Source organism: Paenibacillus sp. FSL K6-1330 (genome assembly GCF_037976825.1).
In the GTDB taxonomy this organism is placed as follows: Bacteria; Bacillota; Bacilli; order Paenibacillales; family Paenibacillaceae; genus Paenibacillus_AQ.
On record NZ_CP150269.1, the window covers coordinates 2,983,102 to 3,007,641 of the forward strand.

At 48.9% G+C, this 24,540-nt stretch carries 20 protein-coding genes; 14 read left to right on the forward strand and 6 right to left on the reverse strand.

Going from position 1 to position 24,540, the window contains the following annotated elements:
• Nucleotides 1–181 precede the first annotated feature (181 nt).
• Both NYE54_RS13600 and NYE54_RS13605 read left to right on the forward strand, forming a co-directional pair.
• Nucleotides 182–982, forward strand: coding sequence for an aminoglycoside phosphotransferase family protein (locus NYE54_RS13600; protein WP_339272404.1), 801 nt, complete (start codon nt 182–184; stop codon nt 980–982).
• A 217-nt stretch (nt 983–1,199) separates the two neighbouring features.
• The gene (locus NYE54_RS13605; protein WP_339273492.1) at nt 1,200–2,237 is read left to right on the forward strand and encodes a ThiF family adenylyltransferase; all 1,038 of its coding nucleotides are present in this window, start codon (nt 1,200–1,202) and stop codon (nt 2,235–2,237) included.
• A gap of 98 nt (nt 2,238–2,335) precedes the next feature.
• Here NYE54_RS13605 and NYE54_RS13610 read toward each other — a convergent pair whose 3' ends face one another.
• Nucleotides 2,336–5,686 (reverse strand): discoidin domain-containing protein, encoded by a 3,351-nt coding sequence (locus tag NYE54_RS13610; RefSeq protein WP_339272406.1) that lies wholly within the window; start codon nt 5,684–5,686, stop codon nt 2,336–2,338.
• Nucleotides 5,687–5,912: 226 nt separating this feature from the next.
• On the opposite strand from NYE54_RS13610, the gene NYE54_RS13615 reads away from it, so the two are divergent.
• On the forward strand, nt 5,913–6,635 hold the full coding sequence (locus tag NYE54_RS13615; RefSeq protein ID WP_339272408.1) for a response regulator transcription factor: 723 nt from the start codon (nt 5,913–5,915) through the stop codon (nt 6,633–6,635).
• Between the two features lie 50 nt (nt 6,636–6,685).
• Here NYE54_RS13615 and NYE54_RS13620 read toward each other — a convergent pair whose 3' ends face one another.
• Nucleotides 6,686–7,180, reverse strand: coding sequence for a C40 family peptidase (locus NYE54_RS13620; RefSeq protein WP_339272410.1), 495 nt, complete (start codon nt 7,178–7,180; stop codon nt 6,686–6,688).
• A 269-nt stretch (nt 7,181–7,449) separates the two neighbouring features.
• On the reverse strand, nt 7,450–8,094 hold the full coding sequence (locus NYE54_RS13625) for a thiamine diphosphokinase (protein ID WP_215154976.1): 645 nt from the start codon (nt 8,092–8,094) through the stop codon (nt 7,450–7,452).
• Between the two features lie 139 nt (nt 8,095–8,233).
• Here NYE54_RS13625 and NYE54_RS13630 point away from each other — a divergent pair, with 139 nt between their 5' ends.
• Both NYE54_RS13630 and NYE54_RS13635 read left to right on the forward strand, forming a co-directional pair.
• The gene (locus NYE54_RS13630; RefSeq protein WP_076321343.1) at nt 8,234–8,881 is read left to right on the forward strand and encodes a trimeric intracellular cation channel family protein; all 648 of its coding nucleotides are present in this window, start codon (nt 8,234–8,236) and stop codon (nt 8,879–8,881) included.
• A 79-nt stretch (nt 8,882–8,960) separates the two neighbouring features.
• Entirely contained in the window at nt 8,961–9,425 is a 465-nt protein-coding gene (locus NYE54_RS13635; RefSeq protein ID WP_339272414.1) for a low molecular weight protein-tyrosine-phosphatase, read from the forward strand.
• A gap of 304 nt (nt 9,426–9,729) precedes the next feature.
• On the opposite strand, the gene NYE54_RS13640 is transcribed toward NYE54_RS13635, so the two are convergent.
• Nucleotides 9,730–10,458: an alpha/beta hydrolase-fold protein gene (locus NYE54_RS13640; protein WP_339272416.1), complete on the reverse strand. Its 729-nt coding sequence runs from the start codon at nt 10,456–10,458 to the stop codon at nt 9,730–9,732.
• Nucleotides 10,459–10,714: 256 nt separating this feature from the next.
• On the opposite strand from NYE54_RS13640, the gene pdhA reads away from it, so the two are divergent.
• From pdhA to NYE54_RS13680, 8 genes are all read left to right on the forward strand, one after another.
• On the forward strand, nt 10,715–11,782 hold the full coding sequence (gene pdhA / locus NYE54_RS13645; protein ID WP_076321344.1) for a pyruvate dehydrogenase (acetyl-transferring) E1 component subunit alpha: 1,068 nt from the start codon (nt 10,715–10,717) through the stop codon (nt 11,780–11,782).
• Between the two features lie 167 nt (nt 11,783–11,949).
• Entirely contained in the window at nt 11,950–12,927 is a 978-nt protein-coding gene (locus NYE54_RS13650) for an alpha-ketoacid dehydrogenase subunit beta (protein ID WP_076321175.1), read from the forward strand.
• A 29-nt stretch (nt 12,928–12,956) separates the two neighbouring features.
• Nucleotides 12,957–14,276, forward strand: coding sequence for a dihydrolipoamide acetyltransferase family protein (locus tag NYE54_RS13655; RefSeq protein ID WP_076321176.1), 1,320 nt, complete (start codon nt 12,957–12,959; stop codon nt 14,274–14,276).
• Nucleotides 14,277–14,279: 3 nt separating this feature from the next.
• The gene (lpdA, locus tag NYE54_RS13660; RefSeq protein ID WP_009589200.1) at nt 14,280–15,695 is read left to right on the forward strand and encodes a dihydrolipoyl dehydrogenase; all 1,416 of its coding nucleotides are present in this window, start codon (nt 14,280–14,282) and stop codon (nt 15,693–15,695) included.
• Between the two features lie 138 nt (nt 15,696–15,833).
• Nucleotides 15,834–16,628 (forward strand): thymidylate synthase, encoded by a 795-nt coding sequence (gene thyA, locus NYE54_RS13665; protein WP_215154970.1) that lies wholly within the window; start codon nt 15,834–15,836, stop codon nt 16,626–16,628.
• A gap of 59 nt (nt 16,629–16,687) precedes the next feature.
• Entirely contained in the window at nt 16,688–17,176 is a 489-nt protein-coding gene (locus NYE54_RS13670; RefSeq protein WP_076321178.1) for a dihydrofolate reductase, read from the forward strand.
• A 341-nt stretch (nt 17,177–17,517) separates the two neighbouring features.
• On the forward strand, nt 17,518–19,005 hold the full coding sequence (locus tag NYE54_RS13675) for a glutamate synthase subunit beta (RefSeq protein ID WP_339272420.1): 1,488 nt from the start codon (nt 17,518–17,520) through the stop codon (nt 19,003–19,005).
• Between the two features lie 116 nt (nt 19,006–19,121).
• Nucleotides 19,122–21,413: a DNA topoisomerase 3 gene (locus NYE54_RS13680; protein WP_339272421.1), complete on the forward strand. Its 2,292-nt coding sequence runs from the start codon at nt 19,122–19,124 to the stop codon at nt 21,411–21,413.
• Between the two features lie 71 nt (nt 21,414–21,484).
• Here NYE54_RS13680 and NYE54_RS13685 read toward each other — a convergent pair whose 3' ends face one another.
• On the reverse strand, nt 21,485–22,222 hold the full coding sequence (locus tag NYE54_RS13685) for an HAD family hydrolase (RefSeq protein ID WP_076321181.1): 738 nt from the start codon (nt 22,220–22,222) through the stop codon (nt 21,485–21,487).
• A gap of 16 nt (nt 22,223–22,238) precedes the next feature.
• On the reverse strand, nt 22,239–23,156 hold the full coding sequence (locus NYE54_RS13690) for a helix-turn-helix domain-containing protein (protein WP_339272423.1): 918 nt from the start codon (nt 23,154–23,156) through the stop codon (nt 22,239–22,241).
• Between the two features lie 129 nt (nt 23,157–23,285).
• Here NYE54_RS13690 and NYE54_RS13695 point away from each other — a divergent pair, with 129 nt between their 5' ends.
• On the forward strand, nt 23,286–24,467 hold the full coding sequence (locus NYE54_RS13695) for an MFS transporter (RefSeq protein WP_339272425.1): 1,182 nt from the start codon (nt 23,286–23,288) through the stop codon (nt 24,465–24,467).
• The last annotated feature ends 73 nt before the right edge of the window (nt 24,468–24,540 follow it).

The following is a 24,540-nucleotide window of genomic DNA, read 5'->3' on the forward strand; positions in this document are numbered from 1 at the left end:
TATACTTTATGTTTTATGGTATAAGTGCATTTATGATATGCTAGAAACAACCTGAAATGAACGGAGGAGATGTTGATGGAAGACATGGACTTATCCATCGGGGCATCATTATATGAAGGGGATTCGCATCCATAGCCCCATGAACCCGTGTAATTCCCTTCTGGAAGGGAGTCGTACTAAAATGAATTGGGAAAATAACTTAAATCAGGGAGAAGACGTCATGCTCTCTCCCGAGAAGTCGGTTATACGGCGGGGCCAGATTGTGTACCGCCCCGCCGGAGCTTGGACTCCGGCTGTACACTCTTTGTTGAGGCATTTGAGGCAATCAGGGTTTACATCGATTCCGGATATTATAGGTTCAGGATGTAATGAGAAAGGCCAAGAGATGTTAAGTTATATCGAAGGCGAATTTGTTCATCCCGGGCCTTGGAGCGACGAAGGTATCATCGAAGTAGGACAATTATTACGGCAGCTTCATGACGCTTCTGCTACATTTAAACCCCAACCCGGGCTTGTCTGGAAGCCATGGTTCCTGCGTAAACTGGGTGACACCAGGGTTGTATACAGCCACGGTGATATTGCCCCTTGGAATATGGTTACCCGTGATGGGAGGCCGATTGCATTAATTGACTGGGAATACGCTGGCCCTGTACATCCGTTTCTTGAACTAGCCCGCGTATGTTGGCTATTTCCGCAGCTGCATGATGATGATGTAGCTGAAAGGGTTGGTTTGCCAAATGCAGAGGTTCGTGCAAGGCAGCTCCGCTTATTGGTTGACGCATATGGCCTCGATCCAACTAGTAGGGCCGCCCTCTTTGAGATGATCGTTGAAGTGGTCGTAAGGGAAACGGCAGAGGAAGCGATCGAGTTACAGGTCACGCCGGAAACGGAAGGCCTTCTATGGGGGATTGCCTGGGAGGGCGCGGAGTGCGGCCTGGATTCTGCGTCATCGCAGTATAATGGAGAAGGCGCTAAATACTAGGTTGCAATAGTTAAACAGCCCATCCTCTTCGTGGGATGGGTATTTTCAATCATGGGTCGTCGTCAAAAAACTTCGTGAACGTCATCTTTTGTTAGAAGATTTGCAGATATTGATCGGAGGAAAATTCATGTCTGATTTAAGCGATAACAGGGAGGAAGTAAATCGTACACAGTCTCTCTTCGTGGCAGCCTCGGGGTCCCCGGACCGTGATGTAACAATGAAAAGGGAACGAGAGGATCGGTATTCTAGGCAAGAGCGCTTTACGCCATTTGGAAAAGAGGGCCAGCTCCGCCTCCGGGACAGTCACGTGCTCGTTCTTGGTGCTGGGGCGCTGGGAAGCGCTATAGCTGAAACTTTGGTTCGCGCAGGTGTCGGGCATGTAACGATCGTGGATCGGGATTACGTGGAATGGAGCAATCTGCAGCGTCAGCAGCTGTTTACCGAACAGGATGCGATCGATCGATTACCGAAGGCCGTAGCAGCGGCTAAAAGGTTATCCGAAATTAATTCGGATGGTATCGTAGATGGTATCGTTATGGATGTACGTGCCCAGGAACTGTCGGTACTCTGTCAAGGCGTTGATTTGATGATGGATGCTACCGATAATTTCGGGACCCGGCTGATCCTGAACGACATCGGTTTTAAGCATGGAATCCCGTGGATTTACGGAGGCTGCGTGGGAAGTTCAGGCATGAGTTACACATTCTTGCCGGGAGAGACGCCATGCTTGAACTGTCTGCTTGGAACGATTCCCTTGGGTGGTGACACCTGCGACATTAACGGAATTCTTCCGCAAGCGGTACAGGTGGTCGTTGCCCATCAAACGATGGAAGCGATGAAGCTTTTGTCAGGACACCGACATGCTCTTAGAAAAAAGATGCTGTCGTTCGATTTATGGCGTAATGAACGGGTGGAGTTTGGCGTGGACCGAGCGAAAAAATCGGACTGCCCCACATGCGGGGAGCATCCGAAATATCCTTACTTGACGGCTGAACACGCGGATAAAAGCGAGGTGTTGTGCGGCAGGGATACGGTACAGATTAGGCCAGCCAGACCGCTGCAGCTTCAGCTGGATGAAATGGCCGATCGATTGAACAGGCTTCATCATGGAAAAGCAACCGTAACGCCGTATATGATCATCTATCAGGTGAATCCACATCGTTTGGTTATATTCCGGGACGGCAGAACCCTGGTGCATGGCACATCGGATATCGCCAAGGCCAGGTCGCTGTACAATCAATACGTTGGTGGGTAATTACAAGGACAAGAGCAAAAACGTTTCATCAATAATCGTAAACGCACAAAAGGAGTGGGCCTCGCAGGCCCACTCCTTTTCATGTTGATCCCCAATCCTTAATTCAAAATTAAATTAAAGCCGTTCTGAATGAAATACAGATCAGGATGAGCGATATTTTCTGTTGTCAGATTGTTAAATGTTGCCGACCCATTGCCCGTATAGGTGTAAATCGCCGCACCTGGATGAGGATTCGAGAATCTTGAGGATGTGATCCCGTCTAGCCCCGTACCGTCAATATGGATGTTGTTAAATACGATGTTCTGAAAACCGCCGCCATAACCAAGCTGAACGGCACTGCGCTGGGTGTTCAGGATATCGATGTTGGTAAACGTGACATTGCGGATTGCATCATTCGATGCTTCCAGATCAATTGCGCCGCGCTCCCCATCATACAGGTCTTTACTGGTTCCACTCCCAATGATCGTTGTATCGGAGAACAGAATGCCGGTATTGTTCTGGAAATGGTATCCCGGGAACACGGTATTCATTCGAATACCGGAACCGCCTACGGTATCAATAATCAGGTTGTGAGTAGCCTTATGTCCGCTTCCCCCAAAGAATGCGATGGCTGCTGCGCGCCAATTATTTTCGATGGTGTTGTAGGAGAAGGTGTTGTTAACGCCCGCAGGTGCGCCATTCACGTTACTCGTCCATACGGCGAGACCATCGTCTCCGTTATTTCGAATGCTGCTATTGCGGACAGTTGAATGGCTGGTTCCTTGGGCAAAATTGACCCCGTCCGCGAGATTATTGCGGATTCGGCTGTTTTCAATGATCAGACCCTCCGCAATAATGGCTGGGGTATGTGCATAATCGCCTACCCAGAATCCACACTCAAAGTGCTCGACCCACACATTGTGAATTTTGGAGTTGGTGCCGAAGTTATCCATAAATCCCTTGTAGATTGCATTTTGATTATAACGTGACCGCAGATTTGAGTTGAGGTAGATATGGCTGAAATCAAGCTGGCCCGTGATCCGAAGCGAGATCCCGCCAGAAGCGGCATTTGAATTGGTAAATTGAATATTTGTATGCCAGATGCCTGCGCCCATAATCTTGATGTCATCAATCATATTCCCAACCGAACCGATCTTCCACATGTTGCCCAGATGGAATGTCCCTTCGGGAATGTATAAGGTCTTGCCGGTTGAAGCGGCAGCCTGCACAGCAGCTTCAAACGCTGATAGGTCATCTTGGCCGTCGTTCGGGGTTGCACCGAAATCCGTTACGGATACCGAATTTGCCGGACGGGCGATTGCCGCAGGGACCGGCTCGATTTCGATAAAATCAACGCCATATTCCAGGTTATCGGCACTGGACTTCTGAATACGAATTTTGTCTCCCGGCTGAAGCGGCGTATCCATCTTCCAGTGTACTTCATCAAACCGGAAGAGAGGGCGTCCCCCACCAGGCGCATCTGCAGGATGATCGCTGGAGAAGTATTGCCAGTTGTAGTAGGAGGTCAATGGAATGGTCTTTTTCTTCGTGCCATTCACATAAACGTCGAGTGAGCCAGTCAATCCCATGCCGTCGGATGAGTCCGGCATCGTATAGCGCATAGTTATGCCAGCCCCGCCTTCACCTGGCCGAACCGTCCATTCGAGATTGGACCCGTTGGAAGGTAGCGCTACATAACGTTGGCCGGATGCTTCTGATGCTGTGAGCGCTTGATCGAAAGTCGGTGCCGACTTTAGCAGAGCCCCGCCACCGCGTAATGCATCATCCGTATCGTAACGGGTATATGGCATGCTGGCGCCGCGGGAGGAATATACCGTGAGATTGGCCTGGCTGACGTTGTTCTCCCGTTTAACGGGTAGTTCGTTTACATCCGGTGCTATGGATGTTGTTAACGTGTAGCTGCCATTTTCCGCTGTCCATGTGCCCGGAATATGGACAGCGGCGGAGGAACCTGCAGCAAGCACGCCATCATAACTTCCGGTGAAAGTTTGAATCGTTGAACCGGCCGGATTCTTCAGAGCGACGGAAATCGCGTGGGATCCGCTTGCCGTGGCTTTGTTGCCCTGGTTCTTAAGATTAACGGTAAAGGATACTGCATTCCCTGCGACAGGAGTGGCGGGTGTCCATTGTACCGTTCCTATCAAATCAGAACTTGCGAGCGCATCAATAACCAGAGGGGATGGATGCGAATAGCTGTTATTTTCATTATTTTGTTCCACGATTTCATCATCTTCATCGACCTTGGCGCTGACGGAATAGGATCCAGCCGCCTTGGTTCCGGCTTGGAGCGTTACCGTGGTGGAAGCTCCTGCCGCTAGCGGCCCTACCGGGGAGGAGCCTGCTTTGGAACCATTTAAGTAAAAATTGACCGTCGTTGCCCCAGCTTCCAAGTCCCCAATGTTTTTAACTGTAGCACTCAGTGTAATGTTATCGTTTTCATTCGGGGAAACTGGAGTCAAGGACATATCCGTAATGGTCAGGTCCGGATTCTGTGCGGGTGTGCCGTAAACTTCGAATTCGGCAATCTGCCCTGCCGGTGCACCGGAATTGGACGTTATGTTCAATTGTAGACGTTTCACGGTCGCCGCTACCGGAATTATTACGAAGTTGCCGGACGCGGGATTGAATGTATAAGACTGAGCCGATACCAAATCACTAAAATTTGTTGAGCTCTGGTCATGCCCGAGCACTTGTATGGTTTGGGTGCGCGTACTCCACGCTGGAGACGGATTCAGCTTCAGCACGATGGAGGTGATATCGTGATCGGTTCCCAAGTCGAGCGTCAAGGAGCTTGGGTTGCTTCCGCCTTCCCAGTAGGTTTGGATGTCATTGTCGTTAGCATGGGTTGCTGCATACGTGAAGGTGCTTGAGGAGGCGGTAATCGGCTTGCCGCTCGCGATATTGTTACCCGTAGGAGGTGTTGGCGGGGAGACCGATGGTCCATAAATTTCAAACTCAGACAGCTGCGCTGCCGGCCAAGTCGTGTTACTCGTTACGGTCAGGCGAACAAATCGCGTGCTCGCTTCGTCAAAACGGATAGTCACCGAGTTTCCTGCTGTAGACGGGTTGAATTCATAATCGGCCGAATCCACGATATTTGAGAATGTTGAACCGTTCGAGCTGCCTTGTACCATTAACGTTTGTGTCCGTGATTCCCAAGTGGCAGGTAGTTTAAGGACGATCCGGTTGATGCTGGTGTCATCACCGAGATCGACTTGAATCCACTGCGGAAAGGCATGATTGGTGCTTTCCCAGTACGAACCTTGATTTCCATCGTTAACGTTAGCCGGCTCGTAGGTTTGGGATTGACCACTTGCTGTTACGGCTTTGCCGAGCGAGAGGTTTGTTTCGCCTGCGGCTGAAACCGGTGCGGGCGGCCCTGCGGCCGTGCATACGATAGATATCAGCATAGCCATGACAAGTGGCCATACCACGAGTTTGTTGCGCATGTTAATTTCCTCCTCCAAAGTGTTCACATACTTTCCCATTAAACATGAGCTAATCGGTGAAGATATCCCCCTTTCCTAATCTTATATCCCATTATAAAAATAGCGCCGCTGCAGAGATAAGATGTATTTCTACGGAAATCGTATGTGATCCCAGCATCTTTTGGAGTGAAAGCAGGATGAATCAGCCATACTTACATTATTAAGTGTTGAAAGCGGGGGGGAACCCGTGGAGAAAGTAATTCTGATCGCGGCAGACAATCAAGATCGGGCACAGACCGTTATGGAGATTTTAAAACAAGCGGGCTATGAGGTTAGGCATGCCATGAGTTATTCGGAAGTGGTCGCCATTTTACAGCGCTCAGGCGCAGACTTGCTGCTCATCGACAGCAGACTGCCGGGTATGAACCATTTTAATCTCGTGGAACGGCTGACGGGCAAAAAGGAACAGACCCCGATCATCGTCATCGGAAATGACGGTTCTGATGAAGCCATTCAGGCATTGGAGGCAGGTGCCCATGACTATATCCCTGATGACAGAGATACAAGGGAGCTGTTGGCGCGGATTGCCAATTTGCTGAAACTTTTTCAGACAGGTCGCATGGAGCAGGAGGAAGTCATCCGAATCGGAGATCTGGTGATCGATCCTCTGAGCCGGAATGTATCCCGGGAAGAAGAAGCCATCGAGCTGACTCATCGCGAATATGATCTGCTGCTGTTTTTGGCTAGAAGGCAGGGACAAGTATGCACCCGTGAGGATATTTTAAAACAGGTGTGGGATTACGATTTTCATACGGGTACCAACGTGGTGGATGTCTATATTCTTCATCTAAGAGAGAAAATCGATAGAGGGCGCAAACAAAAGCTGCTGCGTACGATTCGGGGAACCGGATATAAACTGGTATCGCAGGAAGAAATCAATGCTGCAAGCAAAAAAGACCGCCTTCCGTGAGTGGAAGACGGTCTTTGATTTCATTCGTTAGTAACAAGTGGAGTATTGAACTACAGCACGCGGCGGGCTTTCAGGTAAGTCTTGCTCCAGTTGCCTGACAGGCTGGAGATTGTTACGCCAGGCTTGCCGTAAGTGTGCAGAATTTTGTTGTTGCCCATATAAACGGCAACGTGTGTTACGTTTCTACCATTTGCGCGGCTTCCGCTCGAGAAGAATATCAAATCGCCGGCTCTCAGGTTCGATTTTGATACAGCCTTACCCACTTTGGATTGGGCAGCGGATGTACGCGGCAGGTTCACGCCGTATTTTTTAAAGATATGCTTCATAAAGGAAGAGCAGTCAAACACTCTTGTGGTGGACGTGGATGCTCCGAATTTATAAGGTGTACCCATATATTGTTTACCAAAGTTAACCACTTGAGATCCTTTGCTTACCGATGCTGCTTCTACAGGAGCCGGTGGTGCAACTGTAAGAACTGCTCCTACACCCAAAGTTGCGCTCAAGCTGATGACTACGGCCTTCTTAATCCAATGCTGTCGATTCATGTTGTTATTACCTCCAAGCAGTTTTTGTTTTTTGCGATGAACCGAGTATATCAGATTTGAAACCGACTATATTTTGGATAATCGGCGCAAACCCTTGGGCCACATGAAATGAAAGCGAATTATTAAAATATCATTAAAAGTTACAAAATATTAAGAATTAGATGCAAACGATGACTTGAAAATGTGAAAAAACCCTTGATATACAAGGGTTTTTGACAATGATTTCGATTGTTAACATTGCTGCATCAAAGATGACAAAATAGTAATGATTAGTGGTCTTTACTCTGAATAATAAGGAGCAGGCCGCCTTCGATCCGGACCGTCCCTTTGTCCTCGGCCAGCTTATTGCTAACTCCGAGAGACTGCCCTAATCGCAATGTGGCATCGTGAAGCGGGTACTCAAATCCTTCGAGATTGATCCCGGTAACTTCCGTAGTCAGCGGCAGTAGGGAGACATATGTAAACCCTTTGTTCTCAACTATGCAGCTGGAGCCCGTCAGGGTAATAAAATTGTTCTCATCTAATATAGAACACGGAATATGATGTTGGAGTCCACGAATCAGCATATGGATATTAGCCAGCGTGTGATCCAGGCGCGTTCCCGTAGCCCCTAGAATCAGGATGGATTCGGGGGAATGCTCCAGTGCCATTTCGAAGGCAAGCTCGGTGTCGGTCAAATTTTTATCGATCGGATCACAGTCGATTACCTTACCGCTCATAGATCGTACTCGATCCATTTGGCCGGGCGGAATGGAGTCAAAATCTCCAACGGACAGGTGCGGCTTAATCCCATGTTCAATCAGGTAGAGGGCTCCGCGATCAGCCCCTATAATGAAGTCCCCGTTTTGAACCTCATCCAGGAAACGTGGTGACAACTCCCCACCTGTAAAGATCAGGACGCGAGTATGGCTCATTATATAAATTCCTCCTTTTTCGAGAGAATTGTCATTGTATTCTAGTATAGAGCAGTTTTCATGCTTGCACAATTTTAATAGGCACGGCTACAATGTAGTATGTAAATTGACGGGGGAGCGGGGGAACTGAATTTTGGACATGCATCTGTTTGACGTATTCAGTATTATTGGCACCATTGCGTTTGCCATGTCCGGAGCTTTTGTAGCTATGGAAGAGGAATACGATATTCTGGGGGTTGTGGTTCTGGGTTTAGTCACAGCCTTCGGCGGGGGTATTATAAGAAACGTATTGATCGGCGTGCCGGTTACCACCCTGTGGAGCCAGGGGGATTTAATCATGCTCGCGATGATTTCGGTGTTTGTAGCGTTTGTGCTGCCGCTCGGTTTGATTCAGCACTGGAAGAAAACGGAGGCACTGTTCGATGCGATCGGATTATCTGCCTTTGCGATTCAAGGGGCTTTATATGCTACACAAATGAATCACCCCATGAGCGCGGTGATTGTGGCTGCTGTGCTTACCGGAAGCGGCGGGGGAATGGTCCGCGATTTATTGGCAGGGCGGAAACCGCTGGTGCTGCGTGATGAGATCTATGCGGTCTGGGCCATGATAGCAGGAGTCGCCATCGGCCTTGGTGTCGCCACCAAGACATGGGAACTGCTGGCTTTGTTTGTTGTGGTGATCGTATTCCGGATGCTGTCCGTGCTTTATAAATGGAGATTGCCCAGAAGGTCGCTGCACGAGGGTCATCCTGCGGCAGCCAATGGAAAGAAAGTCAGTTCGGGTTAATGGAAGGTAGGCAACAATACTCATTAAGTTAGATTTCTCGTAAAATGACGATTTATTATAGCGTGAAGGAGAGAGGACCATGGTATCCGTCTTGTTTGTATGTTTGGGCAATATCTGCCGCTCGCCAATGGCGGAAGCGGTGCTGCGACATAAAATTGTACAGCGTGGGCTGCAGGAAAAGATCAGCGTGGATTCTGCCGGCACAGGAGATTGGCATATCGGGAATGTTCCCCATGAAGGAACCCGAAAGCTGCTGGACAGCTGGCAAATCAGCTACGAAGGAATGGTTGCTCGCAAAGTGGTAAGCGAGGACCTCGTCAAGTTCGATTACGTCATCGGCATGGATGATTCTAATGTGGCAAATATGCGCAAGTTAGCGGGCGGCGAACAGGCTGCGATTCTGAAGTTTATGGATTTGCTGCCCGATGAAAAGCTGCGCGAAGTGCCGGATCCGTATTTCACTGGGAATTTTGATGAGGTGTACCGGCTTATTGATGCGGGGTGTGACATCTTACTGGACAAAATCATGAAAGAAAAGCTATAATCGATTCGAACAAGCGGTGAGTCCACCGCTTTTTTGACGAAAATCATTGAAAGCGATACCAAGAAGAACGGGCTGCCGAACATAAAAGATGAACAATGCACATTCCATAAAAAATGCGCGGTTGTTCATCTTTTTTTGAAGTGAAGCAACAGGAGTGGCATAACTTGTGATAACTATTGCTTCAAAGGTATTCTTTTTTGCTAACTGCTTTAAAGCGTAACATGTGAAGTCCCGGGTGGGACAGGCAATGAATTTTGCTGTAACAGGTCATTTATATAGCCAATGGATTTTGCCAATCTATCGATTAATCAAGGAAGTACATAAGAGCAGCAGGGAGCTCTTTTTGCCAGAATCCCCAAAGGTGACGGCCGTCTTTTTCAAGATAGGATAGGGTGGCACCCCGTTCTTCCAGTAATGCCTTTGTTGAACGATTCAGTTCAACGAAGTTATAGACACCTGTATCGGTTGCGTAGTTGTCTTCTTGCAAGCCTACAATCATATAGATGTCGAGCCAGGATAAATCCTGTTCTTCCTTAATCATGTTCTGAGACTTCTCATAGAAGGCGCCGGACAAGCTGATGATTCGGGTAAAGAGATGCGGGTAACGCAAGGCCAGATGCACGGAGACGCTTCCGCCAAGGGAGTCGCCGGCGAGTACTCTTTCGGCAGGCTCTTTGCGAACAGGATATTTTTGTTCAACGAAGGGAATAATCTCTTCGGCGAAGCAGGATAGGTAAGCATCGAAACGGTTGCCGAATGGCGCATACTCCTCGGTGCGAACTTTGGTGTTCACTTCCACGCCTACAATGATGAACGGCTCCACGCCTTCTTCGAGTATGAGCTGGTTGGCCCAAGTCGCGATGCGACCAAAATTGAAAAATTCCTCTCCATCCTGACAGTAAACGACAGGATAGCTGAGAATTTCATTGTATCCGGGAGGAAGGTAAATGCGCAGCGTTCGATTCTCATGCAGAAACTTGCTTTCAATCACTTCTTTTACAATGGTTCGCTTCAATAAACGTTCATTCGTCATCATTCGTCACCTTTTTCGGGTTAGTTTTTGAAATGCGGTAAACAATAAGTTAAAATTACCCTGACATGTCTAAGTTGGCTGCTGTTCTATGATGTTTGTCATACTGTTATAGTATTTTCTATTATCTGTTATACATACAAACGTTAAGAAATATGAAATTTTATCTCGTATTTCTTTGACGAATGGAGTGAAACAGGTGTATAATAATTCTATAACAGCGGAACTTGATATTCAAATATTTATTGAGGTGAAAAAAATGACCAAGGTTCCTTATGAAGTATATACCGAGGAAGTCGATACTCTATCTGTACTTTCCCCGGATGGCAAAATCGTAAACAAAGATCTTTTGCCTGAATTGTCAGATGATCAACTGAAAGAAATTATGTACCGTATGGTATTTACCCGTACTTGGGACGACCGCGCCGTAAATCTCGGCCGTCAAGGACGTCTCGGTTTCTATGCTCCTGTATCCGGTCAAGAAGCAACAATGGTAGGTAGCGAATTCGCGCTTGAGAAAGACGACTTTGTCTGCCCGGGCTACCGTGATATGCCGCAAATCGTATGGCATGGACTTCCACTTTATCAAGCATTCCTCTACTCCCGCGGACATCAGCATGGCGGACAAATTCCGGAGGGTGTTAACGTATTGATGCCTCAGATCATCATTGGCGCGCAAATCTTGCATGCTATGGGTATCGCTATGGGTTACAAATTGAAGAAGCAAAAACAAGTTGCTATTACGTATACCGGTGACGGTGGTTCTTCCGAAGGCGACTTCTACGAAGGCTTGAACTATGCAGGCGTGTACAAATTGCCAGTTATCTTCTTCGTGCAAAACAACGGCTATGCAATCACGACTCCATTCTCCAAGCAGACTGCAGCATTGTCTATCGCACATAAAGCTGTAGCAGCTGGTATCAAGGGTGTTAAAGTTGACGGCATGGATGTTCTCGCTGTGATCAAGGCCGTTCGTGATGCTGCAGAACGCGGCCGCAATGGCGAAGGCGCAACGCTTATCGAAGCTGTGACATACCGTTTCCGTCCGCATTCCCTGTCTGACGACGCTACGAAATATCGTACGAAGGAAGAAGAGGGCGAGTGGAACGAGAAGGATCCGATCGCACGTCTTGCGAAGTACCTGGAAGCAAAAGGCCTCTGGACAGAGGAAGATACAGCTCGCGTGAGAGAAGAAGCGAAAGCGAAAGTCAACGAGCAAATTAAAAAAGCAGAACAAACGGAAAAAATGACGGTACCTGGTTTGATCGACAGCATGTTCGAACAAACACCGAAGCATCTGGAAGAGCAGAAAGCCGATTTTCAATAAAAATGACGGGCCGATGATTGTCGAAGGTTGATCCTGGATAATCATCCGGTTTGTCATGGCTGTATGCATCAGGTCTGTTTTAAATTACGTTTTGACATCGATATATAGCCGCAAGGCATAACACTGGAATTTTAGTGAACTGTATTTCTTAAGGAGGAAATGAAGCAATGGCACAAATGAACATGAAAGAAGCGATTCGCGACGCCATGCGCGTTGAATTGAGCCGTGACCCTAACGTTGTCATCTTCGGTGAAGACGTAGGTAATGTCGGCGGTGTTTTCCGGGTAACGGAAGGCCTTCAAAAAGAATTCGGGGAAGAGCGCGTATTCGATACGCCGCTGGCTGAGTCCGCTATTGGCGGTTTGGCAGTAGGTCTCGGTATTCAAGGCTTTCGTCCGATCGCTGAAATTCAATTCGTTGGATTTATCTTTGAGGCGCTTGATCAAATCGTCGTTCAAGCAGCGCGTATGCGTTACCGTTCCGGTGGACGTTACAACTCCCCAATCGTATTCCGTACGCCATTCGGCGGCGGGGTTAAAGCAGCTGAGCTGCATACGGATGCACTCGAAGGTTTGATTACACAAACCCCGGGTATTAAAGTTGTAGTACCTTCCAATCCTTATGATGCAAAAGGACTCATGATCGCAGCGATTCGCGATAATGACCCTGTGTTCTTCATGGAGCACTTGAACCTGTATCATGCGTTCCGCGCTGAAGTTCCTGAAGGCGACTACACCATTGAGCTTGGTAAAGCTAACGTGGTTCGCGAAGGAACAGACGTTACGATCATCGCTTACGGCCTGATGGTTCATACCGCAACGAAAGCGGCGGACGAACTTGAGAAGAACGGAATCAAAGCGGAAATCATCGACTTGCGCACCATTTCTCCAATCGACATCGATACTGTGCTTGCTTCGGTTAAGAAAACCAACCGTGCCATCGTGGTTCAAGAAGCACAAAAATCGGCAGGCGTAGCTGCAGAAGTTATCGCTCAAATCAACGAGAAAGCGATTCTGCACTTGGAAGCTCCAGTGCTTCGCGTGACTCCGCCGGACACGGTGTATCCATTCGCGCAAATCGAGGACACATGGTTGCCTACTCCAGCACGTATCGTGGATGCCGTCAATAAAGTATTGAATTTCTAATAGCAGCAATATCTAGGGAGGTTTTTCAGTTGGCAAAATTTGAATATCGTTTTCCAGAGCTGGGTGAAGGTCTGCATGAAGGTGAAATCATCAAAATGCATATCAAGCCAGGCGACAAAGTAACAGACGACGACATCATCATGGAAGTACAGAACGACAAGGCAGTCGTAGAAGTTCCTTGTCCCGTGAACGGTACGGTTCAAGAAGTGTTTGCCAAGGATGGTCAAGTGTGCCGTGTCGGTGAAGTGGTAGCTATCATCGATGCTGAAGGCGACATTCCTGAGCAAGAAGCTCCTGCTGAAGAGCAGTCGGCGCAAGAAGCTGACGCAGCGAAAGGCAGTGCAGATACAACTTCTTCACCGGCTCAAAATGCTCCGGCTGACGCTAAACAAGGCGGAAACGGTGAAGCAGCAGCGCCAGCAGCACCTAACCGTGAAGTTCTGGCTACACCTAGCGTGCGTAAATTCGCTCGTGAGCAAGGCGTAGACATTGCACAAGTGCAAGGCTCCGGCAACAACGGTAAAGTGACTCGCGAAGATGTTGAAGCCTTCAAAAACGGTGGAGGCCAAGCAGCAGCTCCAGCGCAAGAAGCGGCTTCCGAAACGAAAGCAGCTCCTGCAGCAGCATCCGCAGCGGTGGATACTCGTGCAGAAGAAGAGCGCGTACCATTCAAAGGTATTCGTAAAGCGATCTCGAACGCCATGGTTAAATCGGCTTACACAGCTCCTCACGTTACGATCATGGATGAAGTTGACGTAACCGAGCTGGTAGCGTTCCGTACTCGCATGAAACCGATCGCGGAGAAGAAAGGCACGAAAGTTACGTATCTGCCATTCATCGTTAAAGCACTCGTTGCGGCTAGCCGTCAATTCCCTGCTTTGAATGCGATGATCGACGAAGAAGCGAACGAAATCGTGTACAAAAAATACTACAACATCGGTATCGCTACAGATACAGACAACGGTCTGATCGTACCGGTTATCAAAGATGCGGATCGTAAGAGCATCTGGATGATCGCTGACAGCATCCGTGACCTGGCTGCTCGCGGCCGTGAAGGTAAACTGTCTCCTAACGAAATGAAGGGCAGCACAATTTCCATCACAAACATCGGATCCGCAGGCGGTATGTTCTTTACACCAATCATTAACTTCCCAGAAGTTGCTATTCTCGGTACTGGCCGCATCAGCGAAAAAGCGGTTGTGAAAAACGGCGAGATTGTAGCAGCACCTGTTATGGCATTGTCCTTGAGCTTTGACCACCGTATCATCGACGGCGCAACGGCTCAAAACTTTATGAACTATATTAAACAACTGCTCGCTAACCCTGAGCTGCTTGTTATGGAGGTGTAACTAATGGTAGTTGGAGATGCTTCTTTAGATATTGATACTCTAGTCATTGGTGCTGGTCCTGGTGGTTATGTGGCGGCGATTCGTGCCGCCCAACTGGGTCAAAAGGTTCTGATCGTTGATAAATCGGAACTCGGCGGTGTTTGCTTGAACCGTGGTTGTATTCCTTCCAAGGCTTTGATCGCTGCAGCTCATCAGTTCGAATCCGCTAAGCATGCCGATGCATTCGGTATTTCCGTGGAGAACGTAACGGTTGATTTCGCGAAAACACAGGAATTCAAAAACGGCGTTGTCAAAAAAATGACTGGCGGCGTAGCCGGTTTGCTGAAAGGCAACAAAGTGGAAGTTTTCAACGGCGAGTGCATGTTCATCAACGAAAACGAAGCGCGTGTATTCAATGATCATGAATCTCCGCGTTACCGCTTCAAGAACTGCATCATTGCTACAGGTTCCCGTCCAATCGAACTGAAGCCATTCCCGTTTGGCGGACGCATCTTGTCTTCTACCGAAGCATTGAACCTGCCTGAAGTACCGAAGAGCATGATCGTAATCGGTGGCGGCTACATCGGTGCCGAGCTTGGTCAAATGTACTCCAAATTCGGTTCGAAAGTAACAATCATCGAAGGTCTGGACAGCGTTCTGGCTGGCTTTGACAAAGACATGACAAGCCTCGTTACGAAAAACATGAAGAAAACCGGTATCGAAATTATCACAGGTGCTAAAGCTGAAAGTGCTGAGCAAAACGATAAAGAAGTTACCGTGAAATACTCCGTGAATGGCGAAACCAAAGAAGTAACAGCAGATTACCTGCTGGTTACAGTTGGCCGTCGTCCCAACACGGACGGAGAGCTCGGTCTGGACCTGATCGGCCTCGATATGGATGAGCGCGGATTCGTGAAAGTTGACCATCAAGGACGCACAAGCATTCCTCATATCTTCGCAATCGGGGATATCGTGTCTGGTCTGGCGCTTGCACACAAAGCTTCCTATGAAGGTAAAGTGGCTGCTGAGGCCATTTCCGGAATGCCTTCCGTTGTGGATTACAAGTGTATTCCAGCGGTTGTGTTTACAGATCCAGAATGCTCCAGCGTAGGTTACACCGAAGCTCAAGCGAAGGAAAAAGGCCATAAAGTGAAAGCTGGCAAATTCCCTTACGCTGGTAACGGACGTTCCGTATCCTTGAACCATCCTGAAGGCTTCGTGAAGATCGTGGCTGAAGAAGGAACAGGACTTATTCTTGGAGCGCAAATCGTAGGTCTGGAAGCTTCCAACCTGATTGCAGAGCTCGGTCTTGCGATTGAAATGGGTGCTACGCTTGAAGATGTAGCCTTGACGATCCATGCACATCCGACGCTTGGCGAAATCGTAATGGAAGCTGCGGAATTGGTTATGGGTCATCCGATCCACATCATTGCCCGTTAATCCAAACGACGTTTTTCGAGTCATTATATATTCGGCCAGGAGGCAGAGAACGCGCAGGCGGTTTCTGCCTCCTGTTTTTGTGTGTGGATATCGAACATGGTAGACTGTTGATATGAGATTCTAGTGAGGTGACTATACATGAAACAATACTTGGAGCTGCTGCAAGACATTCTTGATCATGGAGTAGAGAAAGGGGACCGTACGGGGACGGGAACGTTATCCGTATTTGGAAGACAGCTGCGTTTTGACCTTTCCAAAGGCTTCCCTCTGATGACAACCAAGCGGATTCACCTGAAATCGGTGATCCATGAGCTTCTGTGGTTCTTAAGCGGGGAAACGAATATCCGGTATCTGAAAGAAAACGGCGTGCGGATATGGGACGAATGGGCGGATGAGGACGGCAATTTGGGACCGGTTTATGGCTCGCAGTGGCGAGCATGGGAAACGCCGGATGGACGCTATATCGACCAGATTGCCAATGTCATCGATTCGATTAAAAACAATCCCGACTCCCGGCGGCATATCGTCAGTGCCTGGAACGTGGCAGAGATCGATAACATGAAGCTGCCTCCATGCCATTTTGTATTCCAATTCTACGTGGCGGGCGGGAAACTCTCCTGTATGCTTACCATGCGTTCTGTGGACAGCTTCCTTGGGCTGCCGTTCAACATTGCGAGTTATGCGCTGCTCACCCATATGGTTGCCCAGCAGTGCGGCCTAGAGCCGGGTGAATTCATCTGGTCCGGAGGCGATGTCCATATCTATTCCAATCATATGGAACAGGTCAGAACGCAGCTTGAACGTGAGCCTTATGAGCTGCCGAAGCTGGTCATCAAGCGCAAGCCGGAGAGCATCTTTGATTATACATTCGAAGACTTTGAATTCGAGGGTTACCAGTATCATCCAACCATTAAAGCGACCGTAGCTGTGTAAATAAAAAGTTGTGAGTCATAATCGGTAAAATCCATTCGTACAAGGAAGGAGTGAGTGCAATGATATCCATGATATGGGCAATGGGCAAGGATCAGGTGATCGGGCTGAATGGTACGATGCCGTGGCGTTTGCCGCGGGATATGGCCTTTTTTAAGGAGACGACCCTGCACAAAACAATTCTGATGGGGCGCAAGACCTGGGATTCCTTTGGCAGTAAACCGCTGCCTCACCGAAAGAACATCGTACTTACGAGAGACAAAAGCTTCACGCTGACAGAGGATCAAGGCATCGTGATCCATGATATCGATGAAGCCCTTCCCTACGCGGAGAACGGAGAACTGATGGTGATCGGCGGATCGCAGATCTATGAATTGATGCTGCCGAAAGCGGATCGTCTGTACTGCACATTTATTGATGAGACTTTTGAAGGGGATACGTTCTTCCCTGAAGTGAACTGGGATGAATGGAGGATTATTGAAGAAGTTCCCGGCATAACAGATGAGAAAAATCCATATGCCTACCGGTTTGTTACATTTGAACGAAAATAAAGAGCTTGTTGGTGAGCTTAAACGGGATAGACATCCTCCAATCCATTCATGTTGACAACACTTTGATAGTAGGATAGTACAAATGATCATGCATATAGTCCATTTAACAGGAGAAAAGCGAAATGCTACTATATTTTTAATGTTTATTCAAATCGCAGCTTAAATAGCCGCTAATCGTGGGGATTCATGCTCTGATAAAAATTTTTTTAGCATAAATAGAAAAAATAAATCAGGCTGAAACCTGTTTCTTGGGTCATCTGAAGATCGATATCGGATGATTTATGATATGATAAATTGTACATGGTAACCAGCATGGATAGAACGGATGGGGGTAAAGCAGTATGTCTACACCAACAGGATTTATGGAATATCAGCGCCAGCTTCCGGCAGATCGGAGCCCGGCTGAACGAGTTAAAGACTGGGAAGAGTTTCATAAACATTTAGAAGAAGAAGAGCTCCAGACCCAGGGAGCACGCTGCATGGACTGCGGTACGCCATACTGCCATACAGGGATCGATATGCTCGGCGGCACTTCGGGTTGCCCGATTCACAATCTGATTCCGGAATGGAATAATCTTGTTTATAGGGGATTATGGAGAGAAGCTTTAGAGCGTCTTCATAAAACAAACAATTTCCCTGAGTTTACCGGACGCGTATGTCCTGCCCCTTGTGAGGGTTCCTGCACCGTCGGTTTGATCGGGGAGCCGGTCACGATTAAATCCATCGAGCAAGCGATCATCGATAAGGGCTTTGAGGAAGGGTGGGTCGTTCCCGAGCCGCCGGCAAAGCGCACGGGACGTCGCGTAGCCGTTGTCGGTTCTGGTCCGGCAGGGCTGGCTGCTGCTGCTCAACTGAACAAAGCAGGCCATTCCGTAACCGTCTTTGAACGTGCCGACCGCATCGGCGGCCTGTTGACATACGGAATCCCATCCATGAAGCTGGACAAGGGGATTGTTCAGCGCCGTGTCGATCTGCTCGCGGCTGAAGGCGTTGAATTCGTTGTCAACACTGAGATCGGCAAGGATATTCCCGCCAAGCAGCTGATGGAAGACTACGATGCCGTCGTACTGTGCGGCGGTGCAACAAAGCCGCGCGAATTCAACATTGAGGGCAGTGATCTCAAGGGCATTCATTACGCGATGGATTATCTGAACGGAACCATCAAGAGCCTGCTGGATTCCGGTCTTGAAGACGGCAATTACTTGTCGGCAAAAGACAAGGACGTTATCGTCATTGGCGGCGGCGATACCGGCTCCGACTGCGTCGCGACAGCGCTTCGTCACGGCTGCACCAGCGTCACTCAGTTCGGTACGCATAAGCAGGCTCCGCTGCAGCGTGATCCGATTGCGAACCCTTGGCCACAGTTTCCGAACGTGTATACGCTTGATTACGCACACGAGGAAGCCAAAGCGCTGTTTGGCAACGATCCACGCGAATTCTCCATTATGACTACGAAATTTGTCGGAGATGAAGAGGGCAATCTGAAGGAGCTTCATACCGTTCAAATCGAGCGTATTGTAGATGAAACGGGTCGTAAAGTGTATCAACCGATTCCGGGCACAGAAAAGGCATTTCCTGCTCAAATGGCGTTCATCGCCATCGGTTTTGACGGACCGGAGCATACGCTGGTCGAGCAGCTGGGGCTAGAAACGGATCGCCGTTCCAATGTGAAAGCACCGTATGGCAAATATACGACCAATGTGGATAAAGTATTTGCCGCCGGAGATATGCGTCGCGGTCAAAGCCTCGTGGTATGGGCCATCAACGAAGGACGCGAGGTGGCACGCGAGGTAGACAAATATTTGATGGGTGCGACCGTACTGGTTTAATCCTTCTCCTAAATATGCTATCATACTAATAGTAGTTAAAAGGACTTCGCGAGAGCGAAGTCCTTTTTGGAGTTAGCCACCGCGCCATGGTGACTCATCGGGGAGGAGAATGTCATTTGAAAACGTTGGTCATTGCCGAAAAGCCGGATATGGGACGGAACATCGCTGCGGTCATCGAGCCGAGGGCTAAGAATAACCGTACATATCTTGAAGGTGAGCAATATATCATAACTTGGGCTATCGGACATCTGGTTGGGCTAGCGGAGCCGGATGCATATGATCCGAAATACAAACGCTGGAATTTACGGGACCTGCCTATCATTCCGGAGCAATTCAAAATCATCCCGAATCCGAAAACCAAAGATCAGCTGAAGGTCATTGGAGAGGTCGCCAAACGCTGCAGCCATATCGTAAATGCATGTGATGCGGGACGAGAAGGACAATATATTTTCGCTCTTATCCAACAGCAATTAAAATTGAAACAGCCTGTAAAAAGACTATGGATTTCGGATTTAACGGCGGAAAGCATTGCCCGTGGCTTCGCGGAACTGAAGGATGGGGTTGAATTCGAAAATTTAACGCAAGCTGCGCGCGCACGCAGTGAAGCTGATTGGTTGATCGGTATGAATGCATCGCGTGCCTTTACGACCCGTCATCAGACATTACTGTCGGTTGGGCGGGTCCAGACGCCGGTTCTGGCTCTGATCTATGACCGGCAGAAGGAAATCGAAGCCTTCGAATCGCAAACGTTTTATGACGTGAAGGCCGTGTTCAAACAAGAGCAGTTGGAGTATACCGGAACATGGCAGGGAGAGCGGCTGACCTCGCAAGAGAAAGCAGAGACGATTGCATCCAAGGTCAATGGGAAGAATGGGGTCATCACTAAATATGAAGTCAAAGAAACGAAAGAATATCCGTTCAAATTGTATGATTTGACCCTGCTTCAGCGTGAAGCCAATGCCAAATACGGATATTCTGCCAAAAAAACGCTGGATCTTGCGCAAGCGTTGTATGAGCGTCACAAGGTGATTTCATATCCGCGTACCAACTCCAATTATGTGAATGAACAGAACATCGAGGGCATGCACAAGGCACTTCATATGTTGAAATCGACCTCCTATGCATCGATGGCTGAAGGAGCGGATCCAAGCCGGGTGCACATAAATAATAAAGCGGTTTGCAATCCGCAGCGGGTTGAGGATCACCATGCCATCTTGCCGACGTTAAAGCGTCCGGGCACACTCAGCAAGGAAGAGCAGCATATTTACGATCTGGTCATCCTCCGGTTTCTGTCCCATTTCTACCCGCCGGCGATGTATAAGCAGCATACGGTGCTCACCGAGGTCGAGGGCGAAACGTTTAAGACGGGAATCAAGGAATTGCTGTCGCTAGGCTGGAAAGTGCTGATTGCCCAGGACAAAGAGCAGAAGAAAGCCAAGTCTTCCAAGAAGGGGAAAGAGGACGAGGAAGAAGAAACTCAGGAATGGAACGACCGTTCCTTCGATCTGTCTCCCGATGAGCCGGTACACTGCAAAAAATCCGAAGTGAAAGAAAAGGCAACCCAGCCGCCAAAGAGTTATACGGAAGGTACCTTGCTAAAGGCGATGGAGAGTGCCGGAAAATCCATTGAGGATGAAACGCTTCGGGATGCGATGAAAGACAGCGGTCTGGGAACGCCGGCAACCCGGGCAGCGACCATTGAACGCTTGAAGAAGGTCGGATATATTACGATGCAGGGCAAAAGAATCACCGTTACCCAAAAGGGAAGGACGGCGGTGGAGTTGATCCGGCATGCTGGCGTAGAATTACTCGCTTCGCCTGAGATGACTGGTCAATGGGAACGGCGTCTTCACCAAATATCCAAGGGCGAGGCTTCGGCTGACGTGTTCATGCAAAACGTGCAGAAGTTTACCGTTTCGATCATCAATAAGGTATCCTCGCAGCGTCAGGCCCCTTCGTCATTATTCGGCGGGGACGAGGACAAGTCCAAAGGCAGAGGGAAGCGAAGCACGGGGAAAGTTGCCGCAGCCCCACGCGACAAGGAAGAACGTACGGCTAAGCGGACTCCGAAGTCGGATGCCTCCACTTCAAGTGAAGCACCGTCCGTACGCTCTTCATTAGGCCGATGCCCTAGACCCGGATGTGAAGGGCATATTATTGAAGGACGCAAAGGCTATGGCTGCGCAAATTTCAAAACCGGCTGCAACTATGTCATCTGGAAGGAATTTGCCGGTAAACAAGTTTCGCATGCGATGCTGAAATCCTTGCTGCTTCAAGGAAAGACCCAGCTATTATCCTTTAAAAACGCGGACGGCAGCACGTATAAAGGCAGGATTGTCCTAGCTGCTGAAGGGAACGGAAAGCTTGCCGTTCAGGCAGAGGACTCGAATGAAGCCGTGAAATCGTGAGGAGACACCGTTAAATAAAAAAAACCGAGCCAACCAGGGATACCCTCCTTGATCGGCTCGGTCTGTTTTGATTAATCTAAGTGATCTTCTATGACCTCGGGCACTTCGGTCAGCGCCGAAACGGTATACAACACATTATGCGGCTCTTGCTTCAACTCGACCAGATTATATTGCCATTCGCGCTGCTGCTTGATATAGATGCTGTTGATGCCGGCCGTCAGCGCCGGAACGACATCCGTGCGAAGCGAGTTGCCGATCATCCATGTATCGGAGCGGGAGAATGTCCCCAACGTGAGGATTTCTTCCAATGCCGTAATATTTTTATGCTGGCGAATGTAGATTCGGTCATTGAAGTAATCGGCCAGCTTCATCTGTTTGATTTTCCGCTTCTGAATTTTAGTCTCGCCTCCTGTGTAGAGGTGGAGGCAGTGTCCATCTTCCTGAAGCTTCTCGAGCGTCTCGACCATGCCGGGGTAGGCTTCGATTTCCTGCTCATATACACTGAGCCCTAACTCGTAGAGAAGCTCTTCTTCCTTGCGCGAGCTTTCTCTTCCATGAATGCGGCCGAAATAATGATACGTATCGATTAGGGATTGCGGGAAGTTCGCACTTGCAAATCCCAGCTTATCTACGCCGGCTACGTCGATTTCCATCTGCTTGGCCCGGACTTCTTCAGTAGTCAAGCCAACATGTTGAAACCATTCGGTCATACACTCGAAGTAATCGCCGAGAATCAGATTGAAGTATTTGTTGCAATGTATTAATGTGTCATCCATGTCGAAGATAATATGTTGCGATGTTTTACTCATGGTATACTCCTTCTGGCTATGAAAGTCGAATGTAAGTTTCCAGAAACATTTGAAGCTCGGCAGCCCCATCCGGCCGCAGACTGAATCTTTCGTTATTCTCGGACTTCAGATGGGAGCGCAGCAAGCCTGCTGCTCTCAATATCATTAAGTGGTGCATCAATTCCTCATAGGGCTGACCCAACTCGGACGCCATTTCGGACACGGCCTTCGGCTCATCTGCAATATAACGCAGGAGACGCAGGCGTTTCGGGTCGGCGAGAGCCTCGGTCATGCGGAGGAGAACGACGGGCGGCTCATCTTCCTCTTCTTCCGGGATATCGATAGGATACTGGAGCAGGAGTACATTCTCATAGAAGCAATAGGTATTGATCGGCCGGAAATGCGTGCCCGGGAACAAAACGACGTTTTCTTGAGGCACATCGTCCAGTATAACCCCGCTTGAGGCATATTCGATCAAATTTTCGTCATCCATTTTCGGAAGGAGCATTCGTTTCTCTTCGGCATCGTCTTCCAGGAGCTGATATAGGTCAGGCTCCACTTCCGAGAAGTAGTGCTCATGCCACAGCTTCATCAGCGGTGTGTAGTTTTCTCGAATTCTAGATGTTTCATCCCGCGAGAGGGAGGGCAAGTGAGGCTGAAGCAGGTCATGCAGCTCTTCCACGGCGGAAGTTTCGATCCAATTCAGAAAATTCGGGATTTCAAGGTGTTCTCCCCGAAGCATGATTAAGGCGTATAACACATCATAATCCGCGAGCGGCCATGATCGGGCTCGGCTGAACTGGACGCGAACAGGCTGAGGTAAACGCTCGTCCATCTCTGTTATCAGCTGTTTTCCGATATCCAGGTTATCGGTCCATTTCCTTGTTGCATATATCATGAAGCTGCCTAGCAGCTCGTAGACCATAGATACATCGATACTAACTTTATATTTCATTAACGGATACCCTCCCAATTGATGGCATTGTTATTATTATGGCTTGTATGGATTGGGCTTGTCCACTATAATGTTCATCTGACTGTTTAAATTCATCGTTTTTTCACATTAGAGGAGGACTATATTTCAGTGACAGAAGCTGTAACCCCCCGTCAGGGGAGAACTCATTATTTCATTTTAATTGCCGTCGTCGTTGCGGCTGGTTTAAGCCAGGGACTGTTATTGCCGGTGCTGGCTATATTTTTGGAACGGATGGGCATTTCATCCTCCATGAACGGATTGAACGCGGCTGCCTTATATGTAGGCTCATTTGCCATGACACTTGTTGCGGAAAGACTTCTCGGCTGGGTCGGTTTCAAAAAACTGATCATTTCGGGACTGGTGCTCGTGATGCTGTCGCTGGTTGCTTTTCCGTTGATTCCAAGCGTGGCCGTCTGGTTTGTACTGCGCGTGCTCGTCGGTATAGGCGATAGCGCACTTCATTATGCCGCCCAGCTATGGGTGCTGATGATGTCAACGGTTAAGAACCGGGGGCGAAGCATATCCTTTTATGGCATGTCCTACGGCTTAGGATTCAGCATAGGGCCGCTGGGCATTCCGCTGCTGAAGTATGGCGAGGCGGTACCATTTATAATTCTGGCCGTGCTGTTCTTGTTCATTCTGTTGGTCGTGCTCTTCAAACTTCCGAACTTGAAGCCGGAAAAAAGCGAGAATGGGGATCAGCAGCCAGCTGGACGCTATCTCAAAAGCTACCGCCTGGCCTGGTTTGCGTTGATTCCCGCGTTTCTCTACGGCTATATGGAAGCAGGAATTAACAGCAACTTCCCGGTCTACGGGTTAAGAAGCGGATTTACATTGGGCGAAATTTCGGCGTTGCTTCCTTTTGTCGGCATCGGCGGTCTGGTGCTGCAGCTTCCCCTCGGCATGTGGAGTGATAAATTCGGACGCAAACGGGTGCTGACGATCGCCGGTATTGTGGGCGGATGCTGTTTCTTGCTCATTCCTGCAGCAGGAACGAATTTCTGGGCAACCTTAGTATTATTAACGCTGGCCGGTGGCCTGGTTGGTTCTTTCTTCTCCCTCGGTTTGGCTTATGCGGCGGATATCCTTCCCAGAGTGCTGCTGCCGGCGGCCAACGTCGTGGCTTCCTTCCATTTTAATGCGGGCAGCATAGCAGGTCCGAATGCCGGGGGCGCCATCATGGAAACGGGGTGGAACGGAGGGATCTTCGTACTGCTTGGTGGATTGTATATTCTGTTTGCCTGTACGGGATTATGGTTTAAAGTCAAAACCACATCAACACAAGAATAGAAACATGCGTTCTCATGGCAATTGCTTTCGCTTTCTTCTAAACTAGAGAGTAGGAATATGCACTTGACGGGAG